The sequence below is a fragment of the Pseudoalteromonas sp. DSM 26666 genome (assembly GCF_900116475.1).
GTDB lineage: Bacteria > Pseudomonadota > Gammaproteobacteria > Enterobacterales > Alteromonadaceae > Pseudoalteromonas > Pseudoalteromonas tetraodonis.
Window position 1 is genome coordinate 195,443 of sequence record NZ_FPAR01000003.1, and the last position, 26,285, is coordinate 221,727.

20 protein-coding genes are annotated in these 26,285 nt (G+C 40.2%); 8 read left to right on the forward strand and 12 right to left on the reverse strand.

Going from position 1 to position 26,285, the window contains the following annotated elements; translation table 11 throughout:
• Positions 1 to 8: 8 nt before the first annotated feature.
• Complete coding sequence (rpmG, locus tag BM380_RS07075) at positions 9 to 164, forward strand: 50S ribosomal protein L33 (protein ID WP_004587947.1); 156 nt, start codon at positions 9 to 11, stop codon at positions 162 to 164.
• A 355-nt stretch (positions 165 to 519) separates the two neighbouring features.
• On the opposite strand, the gene BM380_RS07080 is transcribed toward rpmG, so the two are convergent.
• From BM380_RS07080 to lptD, 7 genes are all read right to left on the reverse strand, one after another.
• A complete protein-coding gene (locus BM380_RS07080; RefSeq protein WP_090493752.1) occupies positions 520 to 2,535 on the reverse strand; it encodes a methyl-accepting chemotaxis protein in 2,016 nt (671 codons plus the stop codon).
• 304 nt (positions 2,536 to 2,839) lie between these two features.
• On the reverse strand, positions 2,840 to 3,658 hold the full coding sequence (locus BM380_RS07085; protein WP_090493753.1) for a symmetrical bis(5'-nucleosyl)-tetraphosphatase: 819 nt from the start codon (positions 3,656 to 3,658) through the stop codon (positions 2,840 to 2,842).
• Positions 3,659 to 3,673: 15 nt separating this feature from the next.
• Positions 3,674 to 4,063, reverse strand: coding sequence for a Co2+/Mg2+ efflux protein ApaG (gene apaG / locus BM380_RS07090; protein ID WP_041709470.1), 390 nt, complete (start codon positions 4,061 to 4,063; stop codon positions 3,674 to 3,676).
• A complete protein-coding gene (rsmA, locus tag BM380_RS07095; RefSeq protein ID WP_010391631.1) occupies positions 4,047 to 4,853 on the reverse strand; it encodes a 16S rRNA (adenine(1518)-N(6)/adenine(1519)-N(6))-dimethyltransferase RsmA in 807 nt (268 codons plus the stop codon). Before rsmA ends, apaG begins: the two co-directional genes overlap by 17 nt.
• On the reverse strand, positions 4,850 to 5,842 hold the full coding sequence (gene pdxA, locus BM380_RS07100; protein ID WP_033103982.1) for a 4-hydroxythreonine-4-phosphate dehydrogenase PdxA: 993 nt from the start codon (positions 5,840 to 5,842) through the stop codon (positions 4,850 to 4,852). The genes rsmA and pdxA overlap by 4 nt, the downstream gene beginning before the upstream one ends.
• A gap of 2 nt (positions 5,843 to 5,844) precedes the next feature.
• The gene (surA, locus tag BM380_RS07105; protein WP_090493755.1) at positions 5,845 to 7,140 is read right to left on the reverse strand and encodes a peptidylprolyl isomerase SurA; all 1,296 of its coding nucleotides are present in this window, start codon (positions 7,138 to 7,140) and stop codon (positions 5,845 to 5,847) included.
• A gap of 96 nt (positions 7,141 to 7,236) precedes the next feature.
• Positions 7,237 to 9,483 carry an LPS assembly protein LptD gene (lptD, locus tag BM380_RS07110; protein ID WP_090493757.1) on the reverse strand — a complete coding sequence of 749 codons (2,247 nt, stop codon included), beginning with the start codon at positions 9,481 to 9,483 and terminating at the stop codon, positions 7,237 to 7,239.
• 94 nt (positions 9,484 to 9,577) lie between these two features.
• Here lptD and BM380_RS07115 point away from each other — a divergent pair, with 94 nt between their 5' ends.
• Genes BM380_RS07115 through djlA form a run of 3 tightly spaced genes read left to right on the forward strand, consistent with a single transcriptional unit; the run spans position 9,578 to position 12,123 of the window.
• The gene (locus tag BM380_RS07115) at positions 9,578 to 10,579 is read left to right on the forward strand and encodes an aminoglycoside phosphotransferase family protein (protein ID WP_090493758.1); all 1,002 of its coding nucleotides are present in this window, start codon (positions 9,578 to 9,580) and stop codon (positions 10,577 to 10,579) included.
• A complete protein-coding gene (murU, locus tag BM380_RS07120; RefSeq protein WP_090493760.1) occupies positions 10,576 to 11,232 on the forward strand; it encodes an N-acetylmuramate alpha-1-phosphate uridylyltransferase MurU in 657 nt (218 codons plus the stop codon). Before BM380_RS07115 ends, murU begins: the two co-directional genes overlap by 4 nt.
• Before the next feature lie 33 nt (positions 11,233 to 11,265).
• A complete protein-coding gene (gene djlA / locus BM380_RS07125; RefSeq protein ID WP_090493762.1) occupies positions 11,266 to 12,123 on the forward strand; it encodes a co-chaperone DjlA in 858 nt (285 codons plus the stop codon).
• On the opposite strand, the gene BM380_RS07130 is transcribed toward djlA, so the two are convergent.
• The 3 genes from BM380_RS07130 to rapA all read right to left on the reverse strand — a co-directional run bounded on the left by BM380_RS07130 (position 12,106) and on the right by rapA (position 16,778).
• Positions 12,106 to 13,002: a DUF3530 family protein gene (locus tag BM380_RS07130; RefSeq protein ID WP_090493925.1), complete on the reverse strand. Its 897-nt coding sequence runs from the start codon at positions 13,000 to 13,002 to the stop codon at positions 12,106 to 12,108. The genes djlA and BM380_RS07130 overlap by 18 nt on opposite strands.
• A gap of 73 nt (positions 13,003 to 13,075) precedes the next feature.
• Positions 13,076 to 13,729 (reverse strand): bifunctional tRNA pseudouridine(32) synthase/23S rRNA pseudouridine(746) synthase RluA, encoded by a 654-nt coding sequence (rluA, locus tag BM380_RS07135; RefSeq protein WP_075169847.1) that lies wholly within the window; start codon positions 13,727 to 13,729, stop codon positions 13,076 to 13,078.
• Between the two features lie 154 nt (positions 13,730 to 13,883).
• Positions 13,884 to 16,778: an RNA polymerase-associated protein RapA gene (gene rapA, locus BM380_RS07140; protein ID WP_090493764.1), complete on the reverse strand. Its 2,895-nt coding sequence runs from the start codon at positions 16,776 to 16,778 to the stop codon at positions 13,884 to 13,886.
• A gap of 299 nt (positions 16,779 to 17,077) precedes the next feature.
• Here rapA and BM380_RS07145 point away from each other — a divergent pair, with 299 nt between their 5' ends.
• The 3 genes from BM380_RS07145 (at position 17,078) to BM380_RS07155 (ending at position 23,195) form a co-directional block, all read left to right on the forward strand.
• Positions 17,078 to 18,469, forward strand: a complete 1,392-nt coding sequence (locus tag BM380_RS07145) for a PhoH family protein (protein WP_090493766.1) — start codon at positions 17,078 to 17,080, stop codon at positions 18,467 to 18,469.
• Positions 18,470 to 18,535: 66 nt separating this feature from the next.
• Positions 18,536 to 22,306 (forward strand): PAS domain-containing hybrid sensor histidine kinase/response regulator, encoded by a 3,771-nt coding sequence (locus BM380_RS07150; RefSeq protein ID WP_090493769.1) that lies wholly within the window; start codon positions 18,536 to 18,538, stop codon positions 22,304 to 22,306.
• A complete protein-coding gene (locus BM380_RS07155; protein WP_016900589.1) occupies positions 22,296 to 23,195 on the forward strand; it encodes a diguanylate cyclase in 900 nt (299 codons plus the stop codon). The genes BM380_RS07150 and BM380_RS07155 overlap by 11 nt, the downstream gene beginning before the upstream one ends.
• 13 nt (positions 23,196 to 23,208) lie before the next feature.
• Here the strand turns inward: BM380_RS07155 and BM380_RS07160 are convergent, their stop codons facing one another.
• The gene (locus tag BM380_RS07160; RefSeq protein ID WP_013465869.1) at positions 23,209 to 23,589 is read right to left on the reverse strand and encodes a DUF3192 domain-containing protein; all 381 of its coding nucleotides are present in this window, start codon (positions 23,587 to 23,589) and stop codon (positions 23,209 to 23,211) included.
• 174 nt (positions 23,590 to 23,763) lie between these two features.
• Positions 23,764 to 24,708 (reverse strand): D-2-hydroxyacid dehydrogenase, encoded by a 945-nt coding sequence (locus BM380_RS07165; RefSeq protein WP_013465868.1) that lies wholly within the window; start codon positions 24,706 to 24,708, stop codon positions 23,764 to 23,766.
• Between the two features lie 440 nt (positions 24,709 to 25,148).
• Here BM380_RS07165 and BM380_RS07170 point away from each other — a divergent pair, with 440 nt between their 5' ends.
• The gene (locus BM380_RS07170; RefSeq protein WP_013465867.1) at positions 25,149 to 26,282 is read left to right on the forward strand and encodes a 1-acyl-sn-glycerol-3-phosphate acyltransferase; all 1,134 of its coding nucleotides are present in this window, start codon (positions 25,149 to 25,151) and stop codon (positions 26,280 to 26,282) included.
• Positions 26,283 to 26,285: the final 3 nt, after the last annotated feature.

The window sequence follows — 26,285 nt, forward strand, 5'->3', positions numbered from 1 at the left end:
ACTGAATTATGCGCGATAAGATCCGTTTAGTTTCAACTGCTGGTACTGGTTTTTTCTACACTACCGACAAGAACAAGCGTAACATGCCTGAAAAAATGGAAATCAAAAAATTCGATCCTAAGGCTCGTAAACATGTGATTTTCAAAGAAGCTAAAATCAAGTAATTTAGTTTTCTTTCAGAAATGTAAAAACCCAGCTTATGCTGGGTTTTTTGTTTTTAAAATCTGCTCTATCATCCACCGAAACCATATCACCGTAATGATACCCATTGAATTAAATCGCTAATTGGCTTTTGTTAAGCACTAATTATTCCGTAGATAATGGCATCAGTTGTTTATAACTAAAAAACATAAAGAGTATGAGCATTAAATAATTTTACGAGCTAAGTCGTTTGGTGTTGTGGATTTAGAGTGCGGTTATGAGCTGTTTAAGTATGCCTGAAGAGGAAGAAGGAGGCTTTACGCTGACTTACTAGGGTATGAGCTGTAAGTAGCTCTAAGGCTACTTACAGCGCGATATTTATACTTTAAAGTTCTCTACTGATATTCTTAGTTCTTCGGCTAATTTAGCCACTTCTGAACTTGAAATATTCGTTTGTACAGCGCCTTCTGCTGTTTGCTCGGCAATAGCAACAATAGACTCTAAGCGCTCACTGATCTCTTGTGATACTTGTTGTTGCTCTTGTGCTGCTGTTGATATCTCTTCACTGACATTATGCGCTTGTGATACTGCAAGGGTAATTGAATCCAGTGCACTGTTGGCTAAGTCACTTTGCTCAACACACGAAACCGCGCGTTCTTTACCTTTTTCCATAGCTTTAACCGCTTCTTCAGCGCCCGACTGTAGTGACTCAATCATAGATTGAATTTCTTGGGTCGACTCTTGTGTTTTACTTGCAAGTGATCTTACTTCATCAGCTACCACAGCAAAGCCTCTGCCGTACTCTCCGGCACGAGCGGCTTCAATCGCTGCATTAAGTGCGAGTAAGTTAGTTTGCTCGGCAATACCGCGAATAACATCTAAAATACTACCAATTGATGCGCTATCTTTGTGTAGTTTATTGATAACACTTGATGCTTCGTCTACCTCGTAGGCGAGTTGCTCAATGGTTGCTTTATTTTGATTTGAAATACCTTTAACGCGCTCCGCTTCTTTATCGGCATTTTTAATTTCGCTCAGTGCTTGTTGTGCACTATTACTCACTGTTTGTGATGTGCTGCTCATTTCAGTGGTTGCGGTTGCTGCTTGCTCTACTTGCGCTTGCTGATTACTGATTGCTTTGCTTGATTCACCGGTAATTGTTGAGGTTTGCTCAGAAGCGGCTGCAAGTTGTGTTGAACGTGAAATAATACCGGTGATTAAGCTACGTAAACTATCGATTAAGGTATTACAACTTTTCGATAATTCACCAAATTCATCTTTTGCGCTGTCATCTAAGCGTTGAGTCATATCACCACTGGCAACAATATCTAGAATACGATTTACTTCCGCTAATGGCTTAGTAATACGGTTAACCGTAATGATGGCTACAAGCACAGCGATAATAGTCGCAATGATCATACCTATCCATGTCCATAAATTAGCTGAGTTTACGTCACTACGTACGCCCTCTTGTAATGTAAATGCAACGCCACTGGCTTGTAATACTAATTCGTCAATTTGGCTAAGCGCTGTTTTAGTCGCTTTTTCAGACTCTGCTAATTCACGCTCGGTTGTGCTTATTGCGTCAATAAGGCGTTTTTTATTCGCTGAAAGGCTATCGTTACCTAAAATATTGCTCTCTAGGGTATCTACATAACCCTTTAAGTCATTAAACAAGCTGCTGTGACTTTGCTCTATCGCCGGCTTTATTAATGAAACGGTACGAACGACTTCTTCAAAGTAATACACTTGTTCATTTTTAATAATATCGAGCGTGTTAAGCGTTTTAACGGTTAGCATGTCGGTGCTGCTGGTAACCACGGACATAAAGTTATTTTCTAGATTATTAGCTGCTTGATAAGCGCGTGGATGATTATCCTCTAAACCATCAATATCAATAATATCAAGTACCATAGAGTTGGCATCTTCTGCCGCGAGCTCAACGGTTTCTAGTTGCACTTTGAGCTTTTTGTTAAGCACTAGCTGGGTGTTTTTATCTTTAAGCAGGCTGTTTATGATATTTGAAAAGCTCTGGTAGGTTTTTTCAACTTCAAGGCTGCTTTTGTTTAGCTGTGGATCGTCTTTAACAACTTGTTGTAGTTCGCGGTGCAATTTATTAAATATTTGTTTTTGCTCTTCTATTTGCGCTTTTAACGTGGCGAGTTCTTGAGCCGATGTTATATGGAAACTAGCTTGAGCGGCTTTACTCATCAAAATAAATTCTGCTTGTAACTGAGCGCTCTTGTTTAATGCAGGAAGCGATAGCTGATTAACTTTTTGAGTTGAACGATCTATATTTGCTATTTTTATTAAAGAGTTACCGCCAATAATTAAAAGTAATAAAGTGATAAATATAAAACCACCCCAAATACGTTGACTCACTGTTAGATTCATATGGTTTTCCATTCAAAAATACGTCTATTAAAACTTATCGGCGCTTTCAACAATAAGTTAAGTAATTAAAAATAATTAATTTTTACTGTTAATAGTTAGTTGCTAAATTTACCGCAAAACTTAATTACAAACTAAGTCTTTTATTAAAGATAAAAAATAATTTAGGCAATAACACTCGTTTACTGTCTATGTTTAACTCAATTATAAGAGCATTGCTATTTTTTACACATTATTGTGAATGTTTTGTAATTATACAATTTAACATCCACTCTTAAACTTAACAGATGTATTAACTTTTTTCAGTTTATTTAGACAAAAGTTGTGATTTTTCTGAAAATTTTTGTTTGCTTTGTAAATCTATTAAGGTCATTGAGCCGCCCCAGACGCAACCTGTGTCTAGAGCGTACAGGTGTTTGTAGGGAGTTTGACCTTCAAGGGCAGCCCAATGACCAAAAATAAGGTCATGTTGAGCGTTAACGATTTTAGGGTGAGAAAACCAAGGAATTAATGAGTGGCTATTGGCTGTTGCTTCTTTTGCATTAAAATCAAGCAAATTATCAGGCGTAATAAAGCGCATACGGGTGAAATAATTAACGATATAGCGAAACTTTGCAGCGTCATCGAGCTGCTCACTCCATGAAAGTGGGTGAGGCTGATACATGTTTTTTAAGAAGTATTGAGCGTTGTCAGCACCATAGCATTGCTGCGCGAATTGGGCATGCTGAATGGCTTGCTCGCATGACCAATCAGGATTAAGTCCTGCGTGAGAGATAAAACAATCATACTGCTCTAAATAAAGAGCTAAAGGCTGAGTTTGTAAAAACGCGATGTAGTCGGGGAGTTTACTGCTGTTGAACAGTGTCGTTAGTTTGTCTTTAGGGTTGGGTGCAACATTGTTTAAATAACAGGCAATCATGTGTAAGTCATGATTGCCTAATGTGACGCTAACGCTGTCTTGATGTTGATAAATATAATCAAGGCACGCTTTGGAGTCTGGGCCGCGAGCAACAATATCACCTACTAGGTAGAGGTGGTCTTTGCTGGGGTTAAAGTCGACTTGCTTTAACAATAAATTAAATTCGTTAAAGCAGCCTTGTAAATCACCTATTGCGTAGTCAGCCATTAGTCGCTGTTTTAATCAGTGTAAGATATTAGGGCAAGCTAAACGGAACACATTTATTGGTGCTTCAAACTCAGCACCAAACTCGTTTCGTAAAGTGTAATGCCCTTGCATGGTGCCTACGGGAGTATCTAATATTGCACCACTGGTGTATTTGTAACTTTCACCAGGGGCTATATCTGGGGTTTCACCCACCACACCTTCGCCTTGCACTTCTACTTCTTTACCGTTGGCATCGGTAATTAACCAATAGCGGCTAAGTAGTTTTGCACTACATAAACTGTGGTTTTTTATAGTAACGGAATAAGCAAATACAAATTTATCAAGTTCAGGTTGCGATTGCTCTTCTACATAAAATGTTTCTACAGATACCTTTACAGGTGATCCCATATTACTGCTTGTTGTCATAAATCCAGTTAGCTATATCAATAAATTGTTGTAACGACAGGCTCTCAGCACGCAAGGTAATATCAATGCCAATGCTGGTTAACTCTTCAGCGGTTAAAAGGTTGCCTAGGCTGTTGCGCAGTGTTTTACGACGTTGATTAAACGCTTCTAAACAGACTGTATTTAGTATTTTAACGCTTTTAGCTGTGCGCTGTTCTGCCTTTTTAGGGATTAGACGAATAACCGCAGAATCTACTTTAGGTGCAGGTTTGAAGCACTCAGGCGGTACTTCTACTACAGGCATCGCATTACAGTAGTATTGAGTCATTACACTCAAGCGGCCAAAGGTTTTGCTACCTGGACCTGCAACCATGCGCTTTACCACTTCTTTTTGCAGCATAAAGTGCATGTGCTCAATATGATCGGCAAATTCAAAAAGGTGAAACAACAAAGGAGTAGAAATGTTGTACGGTAGGTTACCAAATACTTTTAGCTTTTTGTCGTCTTTAACTAGGCTTGCAAAATCAAACTTCATTGCATCGCCTTGGTTTACGGTTAATTTAGGCCCTAAAAAAGGGTGTTCAATTAAACGTTGGGCTAAATCTTTATCTAGCTCAACAACCGTTAAATGGCCACTTAAATCGGCTACAGGCTCAGTAATAGCGCCAAGGCCTGGGCCAATTTCGACTAAATTATCTTGCGGCTTGGGATCAATAGCGGTGACAATTTTATCGATGATTGATTCATCGAATAAAAAGTTTTGGCCAAAACGTTTACGGGCGCGGTGTCCTAAATGTACTTTATCGGTCATTGATTCTGTGCTTTTTCATGGGCGAGCTTAATTGCTTCGCGGATCGCTAATTCAAAACTGCCAACATCAGCATCGCCTGTACCGGCTAAATCAAGCGCAGTACCGTGGTCGACTGAAGTGCGGATAAATGGAAGGCCAAGAGTTATATTCACTGACTTACCAAATCCTTTGTATTTTAGCACAGGTAATCCCTGATCGTGATACATAGCCAGTACTGCATCGGCTTCATTTAGGTATTTATCTTGAAATAATGTATCTGCTGGTAAAGGACCGATTAAGTTCATCCCTTCAGCTCTTAGTATGTCAAGTGTAGGCGTTATCGTGTCGATTTCTTCGCGGCCTAAATGGCCATCTTCACCAGCGTGCGGGTTTAAGCCACAGACTAAAATACGCGGTTGCTCAATACCAAACTTGGTTTTTAAGTCATGATTAAGAATATTAGCCACTTTAACCAGTCGCTCTTGGGTAATAGCACGAGCAACATAAGCAAGCGGGATATGCGTTGTTACTAATGCAACTCGCAGCCCTTCGGTAGCCAATAACATAACAACATCAGCGGTGCCCGACTGTTGAGCAAAGTACTCAGTGTGGCCACTAAAAGAAATACCGGCTTGGTTAATAATACCTTTATGAACAGGGCCAGTAACAACGGCATCAAAAGTGCCGTCCATATTCTTCTCACTGGCGATACGCAGTGTATCTAGTACGTATTGACCGTTTGCGTCATTTAGCACACCCAGTTCAACTGACTCGGCTAAATCAATCTGTTTTATATATAAGCTGCCAGCCGCTGTAGGCATGGCTTCGGCGCTTTCATCAAATTCAATTAACTTAATGTTTAAACCTAAATGTTTAGCGCGCTGCTTTAGTAGCGATGCATCTGCAATCGCTACTAGCTGTGCATCCCAGCTGTGCTGTGCCAGTTTTAATAGCAAGTCAGGGCCAATGCCAGCAGGCTCACCAGGGGTTACCGCAATTCTTAAGGTCATAATTATTCGTCTGTTGGGAAAATTTCAACATGGGCTTGTTCGCGCATTTCTTGCTGCCAGTTAAAGCTTTCTTCTTTAAATTTACGATTAAACAACATGCCATGTGCACGATTACGTTTAGCTTGCTCGGTTTTATCAGCAACGCGTGTATCTAATAACTGTACAATGTGCCAACCATACTGAGTTCTAAATGGTTCGCTGATTTCGTTTTGATCAAGAGATAGTAATGTATCTCTAAACGCAGGTACGTAGGTAGTTGGATCAGTCCAGTCGTATTGTCCGCCTTTAAGTGCTGAGCCTGGATCTTGCGAGTGCTCTTTAGCTAGTTCTGCAAAGTCAGCATTTCCAGCACGTAAATCCTTAACAAAGCCAGTTAGCATAGTGCGGGCTTTTTCTTCGCTTAAAATAATTGAAGGCTTAATAAGAATATGACGAGATTTAACTTCTGTGGTTTCTACTACTTGGCGACCACGTACGTCTTGCACCTTAATAATGTGAAAACCTGCGCCAGAGCGAAGCGGGCCAATAATCGCATCTTTCTTTTGACCTTTTACAGCTTCTGCAAATAAAGATGGCATTTCGTTAATGCCCATCCAGCCTAATTGACCTCCCTCAAGCGCTTTTGAGCCACTAGATGAAGAAATAGCAATACGCTTAAATTCTTGGCCGTCTTGCAGCAGTTCAATTACTTTGTCTGCGCGTGTTTTTGCAGAGCTTACGTCGTCTGCACTTGCCCCGCTTGGAATATCGATAAGAATATGACCAATATCGTATTCTTCGGCATTTTGGCCTTGGCTATCCATAATTTTTAGTAAGTTATCAATTTCTTGGTCGCTTACATATATACGGCGGTCTACGTTTGCACGCGTTACTTGTTGCGTGGTTATCTCTTTACGAATTTCTTCACGGTAAGCTTGAAAGCTTTCACCCGACGCTTCAATAGTTCGACGTAAATCAGCAATTGTACCGCCTTGCTCTTTGGCCATGTTGGCGAGTGTTTGGTCAAGCTGGCTATCTGAAATCTCTAAGCCCATGCGCTCAGCCATTTGCATCATTAGCGTTTGATTAACTAAGCGCTCAATTGCTTGTACGCGCAGTGTTTCGTCTTTTGGCAGCTGTTGGTCTTGTTCTTCTGCTTGTTTTTTAACACGATCAACAATGGTGTCAACTTCACTTTTTAAAATAACGCCTTGGTTTACAATACCAATTACTTTGTCTATTTCGACCGGAGCGGCGAATGCACTTTGGCATAAGCTAAACGTTAAAACTGCTGATGTTAATAATTTTTTTAAATTCATATTCTTTTTACTACTCTTACTAATAGTACTGTTGTAATGCTAAATGCGGCTAGATTGATATAGTTATTTGTAAATTTTTACTATACAAAATGCAGTTTAGTCATTAAGAAAATACGGCCTACGATAACCAAAAATACCTTGTTGTAATAATTTTTGAGCATCATAACGGCTTTTACTACCAAGCCCTTTTAATACAAAATTCAAACGAATGCTCGAATCAAAAGTGGCTTGGGGTTGCCCAATTGACTGATTTAAATCAGTTTCAATTTGACGATGGCCAGTAATTTGGAACGCCCAACAGCACGATTCATACTGTAATCCACTAAATACTTCAATACTGCGGTTATTATCAAGATCGCGATGGTAACTTGCAATAAATTGCCATTCGTCACTAATAGGGATGCTTGTAAATAAGCCCGCTTGTTCGATTGTATTTCCTGAGACATCATTTGCATAGCGATGGTTCAATTGAACCAGCTGATTATCGTCACCTTTATAGTCTAAGGTTAAATTTGACTGGATAATTTGCTTGCCATCTGTGTCGTACTGAATTCCACCCGATAAATACCAGCGGCGGTGCCAATGTAACATGGTTTGCGCTGCAAACAAGGCATTGTAGTTACTGTCACTGTTAAGCCCTTGCTCTGTGGGCTTGGCTGAGTCACTTAAATAAAATATTTGGCCTGCGCTGAAGTTAAATACTTCTTCATTTTTATTATCAAATAAACGGGTGGTTGCCCCAAGCGTAAACTGATTCGCAGCGGCAATACGGTCAACACTTGAAAAACGCGCATCTCTAAATAAGCCAAAAAAGTCATCTTGTAATTTAGTGGTATCGTACAAGCCAATATCAGACTGATCTTTATTGGGTGTATATAAATACTGAATTTGTGGTTCTAAGGTTTGAATACCATCGTCGATAAAAATTGAGGTATCACGCTCAAAGTTAAGCTGAGAATATAAGCGCACTTTTGGCAATGTGCGCGAAACATTATCACTATACTGTGTACCCTGTAAATCACCGTCTTGTTTATAGTTAGTTTGCAATAAGCTCACTTCAGATAAAAACGACCAGGCATACTCTTTGTAATCAAAGCGTGCTTTAGGTTCTATATGCACGCGAGTTGCTTGATCAATAACCGCTGAGCTATTAGTAAAGTGGCTCAGCTCCCCTGAAACAGTAAAATCGAAGTAATCAATTTTCCACGGCGTAGTTTGTGTAAAGCTAACTTGCGGTAAGGCTGTATATGACTCTAAGTGGTCACCGAGTACTTCAAAGTTTTGTATTTTTATATCAGTACGCCACATCTCGCCCATGTGAGTTAGTGAGCCGGTACGATAAAGCTGAGTATCGGTTTTACTTGCATAAGTTGAGTTTAAATCAGTGAGGTAGTTATCATCACTGACATTGGTAATATCAATACTGGCTCGCCAGTCTTCGCCTATATAGCTTTTTTGTTGCCAATGAAACAAAAAACGCTCGTCAAGCTCAGGCTCTGAGTCATCTTTATTTAAGTATTCAACAGCCACTAAACCTTGGTGTTCTGGAGTTAGATATCTAAATTCAGTTTGTAGCTGTAAACCTTTACGTGACATATAACGCGGCGTAATGGTTGCATCATAGTTTGGAGCAATATTCCAATAATAAGGCGTAATAGTCTCTAACCCATAACGATCTGAACTTGAAAAGCTGGGCGTTAATAAGCCTGACTTACGGCGCTCATCGAGTGGGAAAGTAAAATAAGGTAAATAGAGTACTGGCGTGTCTAAAATACGTAGCACCGCATTGTAGGTTTCACCCCAGCCTTCTTCTCGTGATAAATTAATTTCGTCGGCTTCAATAGCCCACACAGGCGTATTACCTGGGCAAGCAGTAAAGCTTGCATTCATCAGCATTAAGCCAGACTTGTCGATGGTGAGTTTTTCCGCGCCGCCTTTGCCTTGCTGTTGTGTTAGGCTGTATTGTGCGCCTAATAAGCTAAATGCTGAGTTGTTTAAATCGGCGTTTAAGCCCGCACTTTGAACTTTACTCACATAATCGCGATAGGTAATAGGGCCGGTAGCATTGAGCAGGCCGCGTTGTTTATCAATCAGTGCTGATTGTGCGGACAAACTCATGTTAACGGTGTTAATATTAACATTGCCAGTAAATTCAGCGCTTTGTGTGCCTAAAAGCTCAACGTCATCAGCGCTGATATCAACCGTTCCAAGCTCAAGGCCAGCTAGCGGTTGCCAAGCTCTGGTTTGCATTGAAGTGCCACAAAAATTGTGTGTCAGTTCAGTTTCGGCAAGCGATGGTGCGCTCAGTACGCTTAGCATCAAAATGCCCCAGGTTTTGCTCATTTATCGACCTTTATGCTCTGTGATTAGTTACAAGCTATACATAATAAAGGAAAACAATGGCAAAGTAATTAGTGAAAAATAGATAGCTTATAAAATGACACGCTTTGAGAGTTTACAACAGTTTATTAATACTCACTTTAGTGAGCAATCCTGCGCGCTTAATGCAATAACCGCAGATGCCAGTTTTCGCCGTTACTATAGATTAAATTTTGAAAATAAAAGCTTTATTGTGATGGACTCCGATCCAAAAAAAGTTAACAACGTCCCTTATATTGCATTAAATAAGGTGTTTTCTGAGCAGGGCTTTTTATTGCCATCCATTATTTATAGTGACGAGCAGCAAGGCTTTTTTATTTTAAGTGATTTGGGCAGCACCCATTTAGCTGACTTGCTTGATGATGCCAATCGAAGTGAGTATTACCAGCAGCTGATCAGTTTAAGTGCCAAGTGGGCTAAAACGCCAAAAGCACCGGCAATGAACCCGTACGACAGTGATTTTATTGCACTTGAGTTGGATATTTTTAAAAACTGGTTGGTTAATGATTTTATTAGTGCAGAGCTCAGCACTGAGCAACAAAATATTTGGCAAACAAGCACTTCGTTGTTAATCAATACACTGCTTGAACAACCTACAGTGACTATGCACCGTGATTACCATAGTCGTAATATTATGCGCTGCGAGCAGCAATGGGCAATTATTGATTATCAAGACGCGGTACAAGGCCCATTATGTTATGACTTGGTCTCGCTTTTAAGAGATTGTTACTTTAAGTTGCCTAATGACGAGCTTACTCACTTACTCGAGTTTGGCTATGACGAATTTAAGCGCCAAGGCTTAATAACTAATGAGTCATTTGCACAATTTAAGTATTGGTTTGATTTAACCGGCTTGCAGCGGCATTTAAAAGCGGCGGGTATTTTTTGTCGCTTGTACCTACGTGATGGCAAAAAAGGTTACTTAGCGAATATACTTCCTACGCTTGAATACGTAATAGAGGTAGCGGCACAATATCCGGAGCTTTACGACTTATCAGATTGGATAAAAGCTAGCGTGATGCCAAAGGTACAGCAGCGGTTAAAAGAGGAACAATTATGAAGGCCATGATTTTAGCTGCTGGACGCGGAAAACGCATGATGCCGCTCACCGCACAGCTGCCAAAACCTATGTTATGTGTGGCAGGTAAGCCACTTATTGAACATCATATTATGCGCTTAAAAGCGGCTGGCATTAGCCAAATTGTGATTAACCTTGCGTGGCAAGGAGATAAAATAAAAGCCTATTTTGCAGATGGCAGTGCATGGGGGGTAACCATAACCTATAGCCAAGAGGTGACTGGCGGGCTTGAAACTGCAGGGGGTATTATTCAAGCACTTCCTTTACTCGGTGAGTCATTTATTGTGATTAATGGTGATGTTTACAGCGATTACGATGTTAGCGCATTAATGCAGCTGCATTTACAGCCAAAAGAGGCGCACATTGTATTGGTTGAAAACCCTGCGCATAACCCAGAAGGCGATTTTACCCTAAGTCATTTACCTAATAGTGAACAGCGCTATACCTTCTCTGGAATTGGCCGTTATCAAGCTGATTTTTTTGAAGGGTTGACCCCTGGTATCCGCCCGTTAGGGCCTTTACTGCGTGAAAAATTAAATGAACATTTAGTCTCCACTGAACTCTATATTGGCCAATGGGACGATATAGGCACACCAGAGCGTTTATCAACTCTTAACCAACAATTAGCGCCATAAGCTAAATATAAAACACTAGAGGTAAGTTTTAAAATGTGGGGAAAAATTCTCGGTTTCTGTTTTGGTTTTATGTTTGGCAAAATATTTGGCGCCATTTTAGGCTTATACCTAGGCCATATGTTTGATAAAAGTCTAAAGAAAGATTTTGATAAGGCAGGCGGCTTTTCTAATTTATTTAAAGGTGATGATGTTAACGAGCGCCAAGCACTGTTTTTCTCTAGCTGCTTTGCGGTAATGGGACATATTGCCAAGTCAAATGGGCGTGTTAGCGAAACCCATATTAAAGCAGCGACGCTGTTTATGGATGAAATGGGCTTAAAAGGCGAAGAACGCCGTGAAGCGCAGCAGGCGTTTCAATCGGGTAAAGACAGCGACTTTTCACTTAAAGACACGGTTTATGACTTTAAAGAACGCTTTGCTAAACGTTACGATTTACTGCAGTTATTTTTAGAAATTCAAATCCAGATGGCGTTTTCTGACGGGGTACTTGCCGCACAAGAAAAGCAATTACTGCAAGAAGTTAGTAAGCAGTTGGGCGTATCTAAAGCGCACTTTGCGTTTGTGCTAAAACGTTATCAAGCAGAGTTTAATTTTAGGCAGCAACAGCAGCGCTTTAGACAGCAGCAAAGTCAAAGTAGTAGTTACCGAGAAGGCTCAGGGCATCATGTACCGTCAAGTAATGATATGAATCGCTCGCAGGCATTGGCCTTATTAGGGCTAAATAAAGACGCCTCGCAACGTGATATTAAACTAGCGTACCGTAAGCTTATGGCTCAGCACCATCCTGATAAACTGGTATCTCAAGGTTTACCTAAGCACATGATGGAAGTGGCAGTTAAAAAAAGCCAAGATATTCAAGCGGCATACGAGTATTTAAAAAAGGCGGCGTAAAAAACCGTCTATTTCTTTGCTCAAGCGTGCATGTTGCTGCGGCGCGTCGCGCAATCCAAACAGCTGGCGCTGGCGGTAATCAAACTTTGCATTACGGTTAACCCAACGCTGACGGTTTTTAAGGTTCATTAAAATATCGTTATGATCGCCTGAAAAATAAATATCTAATAACGCAGGTGTCACTAAAGAGGTGGTTTGGCTCAAACGCGCATTACGCTGTGAATTTGGTAAAAAGCTACTTAAACTAATAAATGCATTGATCTGTAAATCTGAAAAATCAGCATAGTGCTCCATTAATACTCCCGCACTGGTTCCTTGAGCAATAACCACGATATCATTCGAGGCTTCAATCGCTTGCTGATAGAGGGCCTCATAGCGAGCAATTAAATTTGTTTTGTAGTTATCTAATACGTCAACATTGACCTGCTCAATATAATCAACATGATGAGGCGGGTCAGTTGGCGTGCTGTTATCTGCTGCAGCCGGTTGATTATCTGCCTCGCTGCTCTGCTCAGCAGCTTGCCAATTAATATCGGGCACCGTCATAGCGTAAGTGCTATAGCCATGGTTATTTAACTCTTTGCGCAAAAAGTTCATGCCAGAACTGTTTGTAGGGCTCGATTGCCAGTCGGGTATTAGAATCACCACACCTCTAAAATCAGCGCTCATGTACTCACGATGTAAGGTTAAAAATGGGGTGTCGCCAAGCTCAATGGTTTTAATTTCATCCCCTGGTGCCAAGCGTTTAATATCATTTTCAATAATAGTTGAGTGGGCTGTAGGGGCTATATGTTCTACTGCATATGCTTGCCAATGCATTAATATGCAAACAGCTGACAATGCATACAGTGACATTTTTATAAATTGCGCAACAACCATAATAAACTCAAACAATAAAGATTATTTAGGTATCGGCGCGAGGCTATAAAAGTTTAGCTATTTGCGTGTTTATTTAAAACTCGGGGTCAGCTTCAAACGTGAGTACTTGCTCTGTAACAGGATGCTTTAGTTGCAGCATTTGTGCATGCAGCTGTAATCGAGGTGCCGCAGCAAGTGCGTCTTTGTGGGCATATAAACGATCGCCTAAAATAGGGTGGCCTAAGCTTAACATATGCACGCGCAGCTGGTGGGAACGCCCTGTTATGGGAGTAAGCTCTACACGGGTTGCCTGTGCTTCGCGCTCAAGCACTTTAAAATGAGTAAGCGAGGGCTTGCCATTGTCGTGATCAACCATTTGCTTAGGACGGTTCGGCCAATCACAAATAAGCGGTAAATCAACGGAGCCGGTTTCACTTTCAAGTTGCCCATAAACTCGCGCAATGTAACGTTTTGCCGTTTCGCGCTCTTGAAATTGCATACTTAAATGCCGATGAGCGGCTTTGTTCATTGCTAAGCAAAGTATGCCTGAGGTAGCCATATCTAAACGGTGAACAATTTTAGCCGTAGGAAAAACACGGTTGACGCGATTAATTAAGCTATCAGCATGTTTTGGGTCTTTACCTGGTACGGTAAGTAACTCGCTGGGCTTATTTACAATAAGTAAATCATCGTCTTGAAACAGTATAGTTAAATACGGGCTCATAGGGGGATTGTAATTAACTAACACGGCAGACCTCAGTGATTTTGAAGTGCGCTATTTTAGTGGAGTGAGCGCAAAGGCTCAAGTAAAAAGCGCGATATAAATATCGCGCTTTTTTCAATACACACGCTAGTTAATCTTTAACTAACGACTGACAGCTTATAGCTCAAAGCTAGATCCCTTAGTGAGAAACCACAATTAAACGAATGGCATCGAGTTTTAACTGCGCTTTTTCAATATGTGCGGTTAGCTCATTGCGTTGTTTATCGTAAAAAGTAATTTCTTCTTGGCGAATATTTGGGTTTATTTGTTTAAGTGCCTCTAAACGCTGCTGCTCTTCGCTTAACGATGTTTGCATTTTAGCTAATGACTCTGCACGAATAACATCTAGCTTTTGTTGCGCCATGTCTTTTGCTGTGTTGATCATTGGATGAACCGCACTTTGTAATGCACCTGCTAATTTACTCGCCGTTTGACGACCTACCGCAGATAGTTGCTGATTAAAGCCATCAAAGCCAACGTTTTCGCCTAAGTTATTACTGCTCTTATCGAGTAAAATACGAATTGGCGTAGGCGGTAAAAAGCGGCCCACTTGCAGTACTTTTGGTGCCATTGCTTCGGCAACAAAGATTAGCTCAACAAAAAAGGTGCCTGGTGGTAACTTTTTGTTTTTAAGTAACGCCACCGATGAACTACCAAAGTCATCATCGCAAATCATGTCCATAGTGCCTTGCACCATAGGATGATCCCAACTAATAAAGTGCACATCTTCTTGTGAAAGAGCGGTATCACGGTCAAATGTTACTGTCATTCCATCGTCTTTTAGCGATGGGAACGAAGCGTTTAACATGTGCTCAGTGGGTTTTAAAATAATGGTGTTTTCACCTTTATCTTCTTGGCTTACACCAAAGGTGTCGAACACGTTGATCATGTAGCTTGGCAGTTCAAACTGGTTATCGAGCTTTTCAATGTCAGCTACAAGTGAGTCAGCAGCACCTTGTCCCGATGAATGTAGCTCTAGTAAGCGATCTCGACCACTTTCCATTTGCTTACGTAATATTGCATTCTTTTGTGCTACTTGCTCAAGGAGTGGATCTAGCTCATCTTCATCACAATTATGAGCTGCAATGTACTCAAGTAAATCTTCGTTAAACTCTTTATACAGCAACTGCCCAGTGGTTGATGTGCTTTCAAACGCATCTAAGCCTTCGTTATACCAACGCAGTAGTACTTCTTGTGCCGTGTTTTCAAAATAAGGCACGTGAATGTTCACATCTTGTGTTTGCCCTATACGGTCTAATCGACCAATACGTTGCTCAAGTAAATCGGGGTTGAGTGGTAAATCAAATAACACTAAGTGATGTGAGAACTGGAAGTTACGACCTTCTGAACCAATTTCTGAACACAGTAATATTTGTGCGTTATCGTATTCATCGGCAAAGAATGCCGCAGCGCGGTCACGTTCAATAATCGACATACCCTCGTGGAACACAGAGGCTTTAATTGCTTCGCGTTCACGTAATATTTGCTCAAGGCTAATTGCTGTTTCGGCTTTAGCACAAATAAGAAGTACTTTTTCACGCTTGAGTGTTTTTAGCGTTTCAATTAACCAATCTACGCGAGGGTCAAATAATCCCCAACTTGCGCTTTCACCTTCAAATTCTTGAAATATTTTTTCAGGGAAAAGTGCACGTTGCGCACTGAGCTCGGCATTTTGAATGCCACTCATATTACCCAGTACGGTCATTGCTGTTTTGTATTGCTTAGGTAATGCCATTGGGTAGGCATGTAATTTACGGCTAGGGTAGCCATCAATGCCACTGCGGCTATTTCTAAATAATATGCGCCCAGTGCCATGGCGATCCAGTAACATATTGAGTATTTCTTTGCGTGCAGCAAGGTCGCCTTGTTGGGCTTTTTCAAGGATATCGGTGATATCTGTTTCTTTTAATAGCTCAATTAATGTGGCTTTTGCGCTGTCATCCAGTGCTTGTTCTTGTAATAACTGATTAGCAGCTTCGGCAACGTCTTTGTAGTTTGCTTCTTCTTCTTTAAACACGTCATAGTCGTAAAAACGATCTGGATCGAGCAGTTGTAAACGAGCAAAATGACTACGATGACCCAGTTGGTCTGGCGTAGCGGTAAGAAGAATTAGCCCTGGAATATCTTGGCTCAGCTCAGCCATACGTTGGTATTCGGCACTGGGTTTATTGTTGTTAATGCTTAAATGATGCGCTTCATCGATTACTAATAAATCCCAGTCGGCCAACGTAGCTTGTTCAAACCAGCGTTTTTTCTTGGTTAAAAACTCAAGGCTAGTAAGTACCAGTTGCTCGGTATCAAATACATTGGGTGAATCAGCAAACGCTTCGTCGCAGCGTTCTTCATCAAAAATTGAAAAACGTAAATTAAAACGGCGTAGCATTTCTACTAACCATTGGTGTTGCAGGTTCTCAGGCACAACAATAAGCACACGGCTGGCACGACCGCTAATAATTTGCTGATGCAAAATCATGCCCGCTTCAATAGTTTTACCTAAACCTACTTCATCAGACAGTAATACCCGCGGTGCAAAACGTTTACCGACTTCTTGAGCAATATAAAGCTGATGCGGAATAAGATTAGCGCGTTGACCAATTAAGCCTTTAATAGGTGATTGCTGACGTTCAAACTGATGTAACCAGGTTTGATAGCGCAAAGTATACCGATCAAAACGGTCCACTTGGCCTGCAAATAAGCGGTCTTGCGGTTTATTGAACTTGATAAAGTGGTCTAAAAAAGTTTCTTTTAATTGTGCTTTTTCACCGTTATCAACACGTTCACCGTGATAGCACAGTAATTCGCCTTGTACTTCAATTGACTCAACTTGTAATTCCCACTCCTCAACGCTTCGGATCACATCACCAGGATTAAATGCTACGCGGGTTACCGGAGCTTCTGCAGAAGAATAAACACGGTTTTCACCACTGGCAGGAAATAAAATGCTGACCTGGCGGCCATCAATGGCAACAACGGTGCCTAATCCTAAATCTGACTCTGTGTCACTTATCCAACGCTGACCTAAGGAAAAATTCATGTATGTCTCGTCTATGAAGAAAAAGGCGGCTATGTTACCTGTTAGATAACACCACTGCAAGGCGCTATTTGCCTGACTTTTAATTAATTTTATAAGTATGAATTATTACCAACCCTAAGCGCTCATTAGTGCGTCGATTTTGTGGAAAATTCAAACTAAATGATATTTGTCATAAAACAGACTTTTATGACAAATAGACTAAACTCAAAATATACCTAAGTAATTAATCAAGTTTATTAGTAACCACTGATTAGTTTATTGGGTATAGCATAAAAATCATAAAACGTAAGGAAAGTACTATGGGAAAAGCTTCAAATTTTGATAGTAAAATGTATGTGCTAGATACCAATGTATTACTTCACGAACCCCTCGCGTATTTGTCATTCCAAGAGCACCAAGTGGTTATCCCAATGACCGTATTGGAAGAACTTGATCATATAAAAGATAGAAAACACGATGTGAGCCGCGATGCGCGAGTGGCTATTCGTGGCCTTGATGGGGTGTTGAGTCAGGCAACTCCCGAACAAATGTTACAAGGTGTGGCGCTGCCAAGGAATAAACAAGGCGGATCGACAGGCAGCTTAATTATTGTAAACGACCATTTATTTGCCGATTCTATTTCTGGTTTGCCGGGTAATGAAAACGACCACCGTATTATTAATTGTGCGGTGCATTTACAAAACCAGCACAGCGATAAAAAAGTCATATTAGTAACTAAAGATATTAACATGCGCTTAAAAGCCAAAGGGGCAGGGCTTAAATATGTTGAAGACTATCGTACTGATCAATTAATTGACGATATTGATTTACTCACCAGTGGTTATAAAAAAATTGAGGGCGATTTTTGGCAGCATGTCGGCCAGTGTAATACTGAGCAACACGGACGTGAAACAGTTCATCATATCCCTAAAGATTTAATTCCTGATGTGTTTTGTAATGAATATTTACTTGATGATGGCGATCAGTTTGCCGCTAGAGTTAAATCGTATGATGGTGAGCATATTACCATTAAAGATATTGGTGCAGAGCGATTGATGCATCAAAGTGCATGGGGAATAAAGCCAAAAAATATTTACCAAGCAATGGCTCTTGATGCCTTGCTCGACACGTCTATTGAGCTTGTTATTTTAACCGGCCCTGCGGGATGTGGTAAAACTTTACTGGCACTTGCGTGTGCGCTAGAGATGGTGATTGAAAAAGGTATTTACGACAAAGTCATTGTAACCCGTAATACCCCTGAAATTGCAGAATCAATTGGCTTTTTGCCTGGTACCGAGGAAGAAAAAATGGCGCCTTGGTTGGCTGCCATAACCGATACCTTAGAAGTGCTGCATAAAGGTGATGAAAACCCAATTTCGAGCCGTAATTACATTATGGAAAAAGCCAATATTCAGTTTAAGTCGGTGAATTTTATGCGCGGACGCAGTATTCAAAATGCGGTAGTGATTTTAGATGAAAGCCAAAACTTAACAGCTTCTCAGCTAAAAACCATTATTACCCGCTGCGGAGAAGGAACAAAATTAATTTGTACTGGGAATTTAGCTCAAATAGACAGTAATTATTTAACGGCGGTTACTTCGGGGCTTACCTATATTGTAGAGCGGTTTAAACATTTTGAGGGTGGTGCTACCGTAAATCTTAATGGGGTAGTACGCAGTCGACTGGCTTCGTTCGCCGAGGAAAATTTATAACTTGCGCTTAACATCTTGGCTCTATAGTCTACAGTTTGATTTTTGAGCTAATAATTGGGTAGGTCGTTGAATTTTTTACCGCTAAAACATTATCATCGCTCTGTTTTTGTGGCGTTAGCAATCCCTTTATTGGTGGCCTCTTTTTTGTGTTTGCATTTTTATGATATAAAAATGGACCGTGCAATAACAAAAAAGACCACCGATTTTAGTGCGTTATCGGCGCAGCTTGACCATGATATGCAAGCCATGGACGATTTACTTAATGCGATGTTTATTATGTATGACAAACACGCCCCACAACCAGCGAATCAGGCCTTCACAAAAAACATTAATCAATACGAGCATTATTATTATAGCCAGATAGCACATTTTAATGGCGAAATAGTAGGAAAAGGCCAATTTAGCTATTCCGAACAGGCATTATCACGCTGGCAAAAAGTCATGTCGCTGGCTCCGTCTTTCAATACTGCTCTAGCGCTGCTTTCGTCGCTGCATTCTGTAGCCTATGTTGATGAGCGCGGCTTTGCTTATTTAGCTCGGCGTAACAATACACAAAGTTATATTTTAACGCAGGTACTTAATGGCGACTTTAAACCTTTACCTTCAGCGAACACACTCACTTCAAGTGCCGTTATTAAAGTAGACAATAACGCATATTTTGCAGTTGGCCGACAGCGAGAGCTTAACTCCTCAGATTATATTGTTTTAATATATGACTTACAGGCTATCTCTAGTTGGTTGAAAAAAATAACCTCAAAGCAAGGCGAGTATGTTTTTATCAACCAAGAGAATGAAATTATTGCCAGTTCACAGCAGCCAATTAATCAAGCCATAAAGTTATCGACCTATTGGCCTAATACTATTAGCCCCTCACAAAAGAGTATTGCGCGGGCAGACTCATTATTTTTAATTCAGCCTTCAAAAAAGAACCCTATTCATCTGGCGTATCTTGCTGACAAGCACACTCTCTCAAGCGGTATTGTGTATGAAGTATTGATAGAGTTTATTTCGTTAGCTTTATTTTTATGTTTAATGTTTTACATCTTTTTTTGGTTAAGCAAACGTATATTTATCAAACCTATGACCGAGTTGATGCGTTATTTAGAGCATCATAACGATGACAATAGCGGGTATTTAAATTACCAAATACCGTTAAACTGGCAACCTTGGTTTGCTCGGGTAAAAGCTATTTTTGCGAAAAATGAGCATTTAGTTATTTCTTTGCAAAATGCTAATCAAAAGTTAGATGATCAAGTACAGCAACAATCGCAAAAGCTAAAACATAGCGACCAAGCAAAAGAGCGTCATTTAGCGTTATTAAACACAGTACTTAATAGCGTGCCTGATTTTATTTATTTTAAAAATACAGAAGGCATTTTTTTAGGCTGTAATAAAGCGTTTGAGTTGTTTATTGGAAAAACTCAAGGTGAACTCCTTGGGCAGCAAATACACAACATAAGTAACGAGTATGAACAAATTAGTTTGCTGGAATATCAAGTATTACAGCATAAAATGCAAATTCAGCAGCGCATAGATGTTGCTGAGCGAACTTATCAGTTAACCATTGCTCCCTTTTACAATGAACAGCAGCAATTATTAGGAACTATGGGGGTTGGCCGTGATATTACAGAACAACAACATACTTTGTATGCATTAAAAGAGTCTGAATCTATATTTAGAAGCGCAATTGAATTTGCCGCAAATGGGGTGTTTTTACTCTCGCTTGAGTACGCTATTTTACAGGTAAACAAAGCCGCACGAAAATTATTTTCCAAGCATGATAAATTAACCGATACTCCTTTTTATGCGCTTTTTAATGATACGCAATGGCAGGAGCTTGAAGCATTACTACAGCAATTATTAAATAATAAGAAAAGGGTGTTTCACTTAACCTTGGCTCATACCCAATTAAATGCCTGGTTACAGTTGAGTATGTCGTTAATTTGGAATGAAAATAGTCAGCCGCTTTATTATGTTATTCATATTCAAGATGTTACAGAACTTACCAAAGCCAAAGATGATGCAGAGCGTGCCACGTTAGCTAAAAGCCGTTTTATTGCTAATTTAAGCCACGAAATACGCACCCCCCTCAATGCCGTGTTGGGATTATTGGATATGCTCGCAGAGCACGGGTTAACACAGCGGCAAATTCAACAAACTAGCCAAGCAAAATATGCGGCCAATAATTTGTTGCAGATGCTAAATAGTATGCTTGATTTTGCCCGCGTTGAAAGTAAAGAAGCAACGCTGCAATTAGCGCCATTGTGCTTAGTTGATTTGATTGATACCTGCGAAAGTTTAATTTTACCTTTATGCCAAACAAAACAGATACAGCTAAAAATCGACATAGACTCGCAAATTTCTCCATTTTTAGTCGGCGATACAATTCGTTTGCAACAAGTATTAGGTAACTTACTTACCAATGCCGTTAAGTTTACCAATAAAGGCAGTGTGACATTAAAAATGACATTACAGCCGAGCCAGAGCCATACAGAGCAGCGTATTTGTTTTCAGGTTATCGATACGGGAGTGGGGATTGCTCAAGCGGATCAACGCCGTTTATTTGATGCCTTCACGCAAGGTGATGAATCATCTACTCGCTTGCATCAAGGGGTTGGCTTAGGGCTGGCAATTGTAAAGCATAGTGTGGCATTAATGGGAGGTGAAATTGCACTCAGTAGCGATAAAGGCCATGGCTGTCATTTTTACTTCACGCTTGATTTAGCGACAGATACCGAGAAATCAGCAAGCTTTACAGATAGACTATTACTGATCACCAGCGCGAAGAGTCAGTTGCTTAATCAGGTTATTACCGCGCATCCTTTTTTCAATAATCAAGCTCTTGAAATAGTCGTAACTGATCCTGATTGTTTGCAACAAGCGCATAGCATTGTAATCGATGCTGATGACGTACCTGCCTTTCTCACGTCAGCAATAAAAGCAGTATTAAACACTCGTACTACTTCATTCATCGTTATAGAGCACTCGCAACCGAGTCAGCTTTCAATAAATGACTCTTTTATTAGCCAGTATTTACCGCGCAGTGCACTGGCGCAGCGGTTACTTAGTTTAACCCCTGAAAAGTTAAAGAAAGTAACTCAATATAAAGCGGATAAACCACAGGAAGAAATAGCGGGAACCTTAGTATTAGCCATAGATGATAACCCGCTCAATCTCGACATTATTAGCAGTATATTGTGTAAAGCCGAAGTGAATGTTGTGACTGCTAGTGATGCTAAGCAGGGGGTTGAATGGGTGAATATATTGCGCCCCGATTTAGTTTTAATGGATATTCAAATGCCGGGTATTGATGGCTATCAAGCAACCCAAAGAATACGCCAACAGTTTGACGCCCAGCAATTGCCTATTTTTGCATTAACTGCACATTGTGAGCCTGCCGATATTGCACGTTCATTGAATAGTGGTATGAATAAACATTTAACTAAGCCCGTGGTTGCGCCTATTTTATTTGCATCGATAGCTGATTTAGGCATATCTAAGCCTTGCTTTTTTGATAAAACCTTCGCTTTGACACAGTTCAATGATGATGAGAAGCTATTGCAAAGCATGCTTACTAAGTTAGCGGTGTTAAGTGAGTCATATTCAGCTGAGCTTCAAAAAGACATACCTACTATTGAAATGGTACGCTTAGTGCATAGTCTAAAAGGGATAGCAGGAAACTTAGGGTTTAACCGATTATTATTATGTGCTCAACATACTGAGCAATTATTAAAAGTGGGCGACAAGAACGCTAATGCTGCAATTAAAGAGCTGATAATACAGTTAAAACAAGTTCATATTTATATAAAAATTTTAGATGTAAGCAATGATAAATAAAGCAAAAATATTAATTGTAGATGACGATGCGCTTAACCGAATCATTTTAGAAAAAACCTTAAGCGATGAGCATGATGTTTACTTAGTGACAAGCGGTGAAGACGCGCTGGCGTTTGTTAAACACACGCAAGTAGACTTAATCATTTTAGATATCATGATGCCTGGTATGAATGGTTATGAAGTACTCGTACAGCTAAAAGAGAACAGTATAAGCCAGGCTATTCCTATTATTTTTATCTCTGCAAACAACCGTCATGAAGATGAGGCAAAGGGGCTAGAGCTCGGCGCAATGGATTATATTGGTAAGCCATTTAGTGCCGCTATTGTGAAAGTTAGAGTGCGGAACCAGTTATTAATTAAGCAAAAAAATGATTTGCTAGAAATGCTTGCCTCTATTGATGGCTTAACAGAAATACCCAATAGACGTTATTTAGATGAGAACTTAGAAAGAGAGTGGCGTAGAAGTAAGCGTAACTACTCTCCTTTGTGCGTTTTACTCATAGATATTGATCATTTTAAACGTTATAACGACTACTATGGCCACCGAGCTGGAGACGAATGTTTAAAAACAGTGGCAAAAACGTTAGCCGCGCAATGTGAGCGTGGCAGTGATTTTGTTGCGCGTTACGGCGGTGAAGAATTTGTGGCCGTATTACCAGAAACCAATCAGCAAGGTGCAATCGCTTTTGCCAACAAGTTACGTAACGCCGTTAATGATTTGAATATTGAACATAATGCGTCTTTAAACGCTACACACGTCACCATTAGCATCGGTATTGCTTCTAGTGAGAGTAGCCAAGCTTACACTGAAAAAGCATTGTTAGAAGAAGCTGACTCCGGTTTGTATAATGCGAAAAAGTTAGGGCGCAATCAAATTAGCGCCCAATAAATGCTGTAGTTACTTAGTTTGTCAGCATTTGCAGTGCTGAGGCACCAATACCAACTAATTTATCATTTTTAAATACCAACGGTGTGCATTCATCTTTAGTCATTTTACCATCTGAATGGATGCTGTGCGTTGCATAAAATAAGACTTGGTAAACATCCTCTTCTTTTTTGAGTAATTCGGTGAAGTCAGGTGTTTTTAGGGTTTTTAATACCGACTGATAAGAGCTATCCATTGCCAAGCCTGAAATAATTTCACGATTATTCTTATGTGTTGCTTGCCAGCTAGAAGAACTATTACCAGCCCAATGACCTTCCGCTTCGCCATCGGATACAGCAATAACACAGCCAGTTAAAAAAGGAGCGGTGAGGGCGGCGATTAAAAGTGTTTTTTTCATTTTTTATTATCCTAGATGATTAATTACAGACTTTAGAGCAAAGACTAGGCCAGTTTTTTAATCCTTAAAAATCAATTGCTTATTTTTAAAGTGATTTTTGAGTTAGTGGCTTTTTTAAGAAATAAAATTAAAAAGCCACTTTTTAGTTATTTTGACTAACTTAATTTAACGGCATTAAACCAAGCGATTACGCGACTCTTGTTGACTAAATGCAGCGATATTTAAACTCACTTCTTTAACCAAGCGCACAATAGATTCGGTACTGGCCCACGCTATATGTGGGGTTAGTAGTAAGTTATCTCCCGTGTAATTGGCCAGTGGATTGTTGTGCTCAGCAGGCTCTTTAGTTAGTACGTCAACACCTGCACCAGCAATCACATTGGTTTTTAAGGCTTGTGCTAAGTCGGCTTCGTTAATGATCCCCCCGCGCGCGGTGTTAATAATAAGCGCAGTTGGTTTCATCATTTTTAATTCATTAAGCGTAATTAAGTCACGCGTTTCATCATTAAGTGGGCAATGTACGCTGATAATATCCGCTGTTTTTATTGCGGTTTCAAAAGGCGTGCGTCCTTGGCGACACTCAGCACCTTTGCGCTCTGCAACAATGACATGAGCACCAAAGGCTTCAGCCACTTTAGATACAGCATTGCCCAGAGTTCCCCCACCAATAATGGCTAATGTTTTACCCTGAATGTCATTAAAGCTGTAATCAAGGCGACAAAACATTTCACTTTTTTGCCATGCGCCTTGTTGGCAGTCCGCTTGGTAGCGATGAGTATTGCCTAATAAGTTAGTAATTAACGAAAAGGTATGCTGCACAACCGAGGGGGTTGAATAACCAGCAACATTGGTTACCGCAATGCCTAAATCTTTCGCGGCATTTAAATCAACATTATTGGTGCCGGTGGCACTAACACAAATAAGTTTGAGTGATGTTAATTGTGCCATGGTGTCACGATTAATCACTACTTTATTGGTGATTAACACCTCTGCATTTTGGCTATGTGCTAGCACTTGCTCTGGGCTAGTTAGCTGATGCACGGTAAGCTTTCCCAGTGCTGAGATACAATCAAGTGAGGTGTTTGCCAGTGTAGCGTTATCAAGAATTGTTATGTTCACGGTGTGTCCTAATAGTGTATGTGTTAAGGGAATAATAACCCCTGTACGCAAAATGCTTGTGATAAAAAGAGTATCATCTATTTGAATGTTATTGGGTTTATCATATTGCGTTTACATTAGCAGTTGTAGAGCCATATTTAAATGTGGTCTGCCCACTGACGGTTAACTTGCATGTTATTATGATCAACTGCCTTGCTAAGTTAACTTGAACAAAGTGCTGTTAGTAGGGTCTACCCATTTAAATTAATAATTAATAGCCATAGTTTATATGTATGCGTTGTTAGCAAGACAGCTTGGCTCGGCGTTAAACTATAACGCTATGAAAACTCAGTAAATCGAACTTTAGTATTGCTAGTTTCGTATTTTTGATTGAGTTATAATCAAAATCAGACACAGCGGGGCGTTTTAACGCGCCGTTTTTAACTTTGTAGATGCAGTAAATGATTGAATTAGAAGATAAGTACGCAGATATAAGACCTTACAATGACGATGAAGTTGCCGCCTCATTAACGCGATTAATTAATGATAATGCGTTCATTGATGTAATTGCAAAATACAATTTGCCACGCTTTATATCCGCAGTTGGGTTTTTAGCACGCGCTATAATAAAGCATCAGTTGCGCAAAAAGTGGGGCAAAGTTAAAACGGTTGAAGATGTACAAAATGAAGTGGCACATTACTTAAATAAATTAATAAAACGTACCACCTCAAAAGTCACTTTTTCTGGCTTAGAAGACTTAGACCCTAATCAAGCCTATCTTTTTGTTTCAAACCACAGAGATATTGTACTTGACCCTGCACTGGTTAATTGGGGCTTATTCCAGCATAAAATGAAAACAGTGAGAATTGCGATTGGCGATAACTTGCTGCAAATTCCTTACATTACTGAGCTTATGCGCTTAAATAAAAGTTTTATTGTGAAACGCTCAGCAAAAGCCCCAAAAGAGATGTTAAAAGCGCTGACTCAGTTATCGGCTTATATTTATGATTCACTCAGTAGCGGGCACTCAATTTGGATTGCCCAAAAAGAAGGGCGCGCTAAAGATGGGGTTGATCAAACTGATCCTGCGCTTTTAAAAATGTTGCAACTTAATGGCCGTAAACAAAAGAAAGAATTTGGCGAATACATTAAAGAGCTCAAAGTGGTGCCGGTTGCAATCTCTTACCAATACGAACCATGTGCAATTGCCAAGGCAAAAGAGCTATATCATAAACAACATCATGGGAAGTATGTTAAATCGGCGGGTGAAGATATTGCCAGCATTGTTGAAGGGTTTAGTTCAGCCAAAGGGCATGTGCATTTATCGTTTGGTCAGCCCATTGAGTCAGGTTGTGACAGTGCCGATGAACTGGCAAAAACCATTGATAAGCAAATTATTGATTCGTTTTACTTACACCCAGGCAACTTTATTGCTGCTGGCTGCACTGAGGCGGTGATCAATAAAAATGACGCAGCACAGTTTGAAGAACGTTTGGCCAAGGTGCCAGAAGAGTTAAGGGCTTTGGTTTTAGCTATGTATGCCAAGCCATTTCATCGAAAAACACAAGTAGATGAACAAAGCTGTGAGCAGTAATTA

Bases quoted from the DNA above. Each gene is read 5' to 3' on its own strand.
- rpmG (WP_004587947.1), top strand. From the start codon at position 9: ATGCGCGATAAGATCCGTTTAGTTTCAACTGCTGGTACTGGTTTTTTC.
- BM380_RS07080 (WP_090493752.1), bottom strand. From the start codon at position 2,535: ATGAATCTAACAGTGAGTCAACGTATTTGGGGTGGTTTTATATTTATC.
- BM380_RS07085 (WP_090493753.1), bottom strand. From the start codon at position 3,658: ATGGCTGACTACGCAATAGGTGATTTACAAGGCTGCTTTAACGAATTT.
- apaG (WP_041709470.1), bottom strand. From the start codon at position 4,063: ATGACAACAAGCAGTAATATGGGATCACCTGTAAAGGTATCTGTAGAA.
- rsmA (WP_010391631.1), bottom strand. From the start codon at position 4,853: ATGACCGATAAAGTACATTTAGGACACCGCGCCCGTAAACGTTTTGGC.
- pdxA (WP_033103982.1), bottom strand. From the start codon at position 5,842: ATGACCTTAAGAATTGCGGTAACCCCTGGTGAGCCTGCTGGCATTGGC.
- surA (WP_090493755.1), bottom strand. From the start codon at position 7,140: ATGAATTTAAAAAAATTATTAACATCAGCAGTTTTAACGTTTAGCTTA.
- lptD (WP_090493757.1), bottom strand. From the start codon at position 9,483: ATGAGCAAAACCTGGGGCATTTTGATGCTAAGCGTACTGAGCGCACCA.
- BM380_RS07115 (WP_090493758.1), top strand. From the start codon at position 9,578: ATGACACGCTTTGAGAGTTTACAACAGTTTATTAATACTCACTTTAGT.
- murU (WP_090493760.1), top strand. From the start codon at position 10,576: ATGAAGGCCATGATTTTAGCTGCTGGACGCGGAAAACGCATGATGCCG.
- djlA (WP_090493762.1), top strand. From the start codon at position 11,266: ATGTGGGGAAAAATTCTCGGTTTCTGTTTTGGTTTTATGTTTGGCAAA.
- BM380_RS07130 (WP_090493925.1), bottom strand. From the start codon at position 13,002: ATGGTTGTTGCGCAATTTATAAAAATGTCACTGTATGCATTGTCAGCT.
- rapA (WP_090493764.1), bottom strand. From the start codon at position 16,778: ATGAATTTTTCCTTAGGTCAGCGTTGGATAAGTGACACAGAGTCAGAT.
- BM380_RS07145 (WP_090493766.1), top strand. From the start codon at position 17,078: ATGGGAAAAGCTTCAAATTTTGATAGTAAAATGTATGTGCTAGATACC.
- BM380_RS07155 (WP_016900589.1), top strand. From the start codon at position 22,296: ATGATAAATAAAGCAAAAATATTAATTGTAGATGACGATGCGCTTAAC.
- BM380_RS07160 (WP_013465869.1), bottom strand. From the start codon at position 23,589: ATGAAAAAAACACTTTTAATCGCCGCCCTCACCGCTCCTTTTTTAACT.
- BM380_RS07170 (WP_013465867.1), top strand. From the start codon at position 25,149: ATGATTGAATTAGAAGATAAGTACGCAGATATAAGACCTTACAATGAC.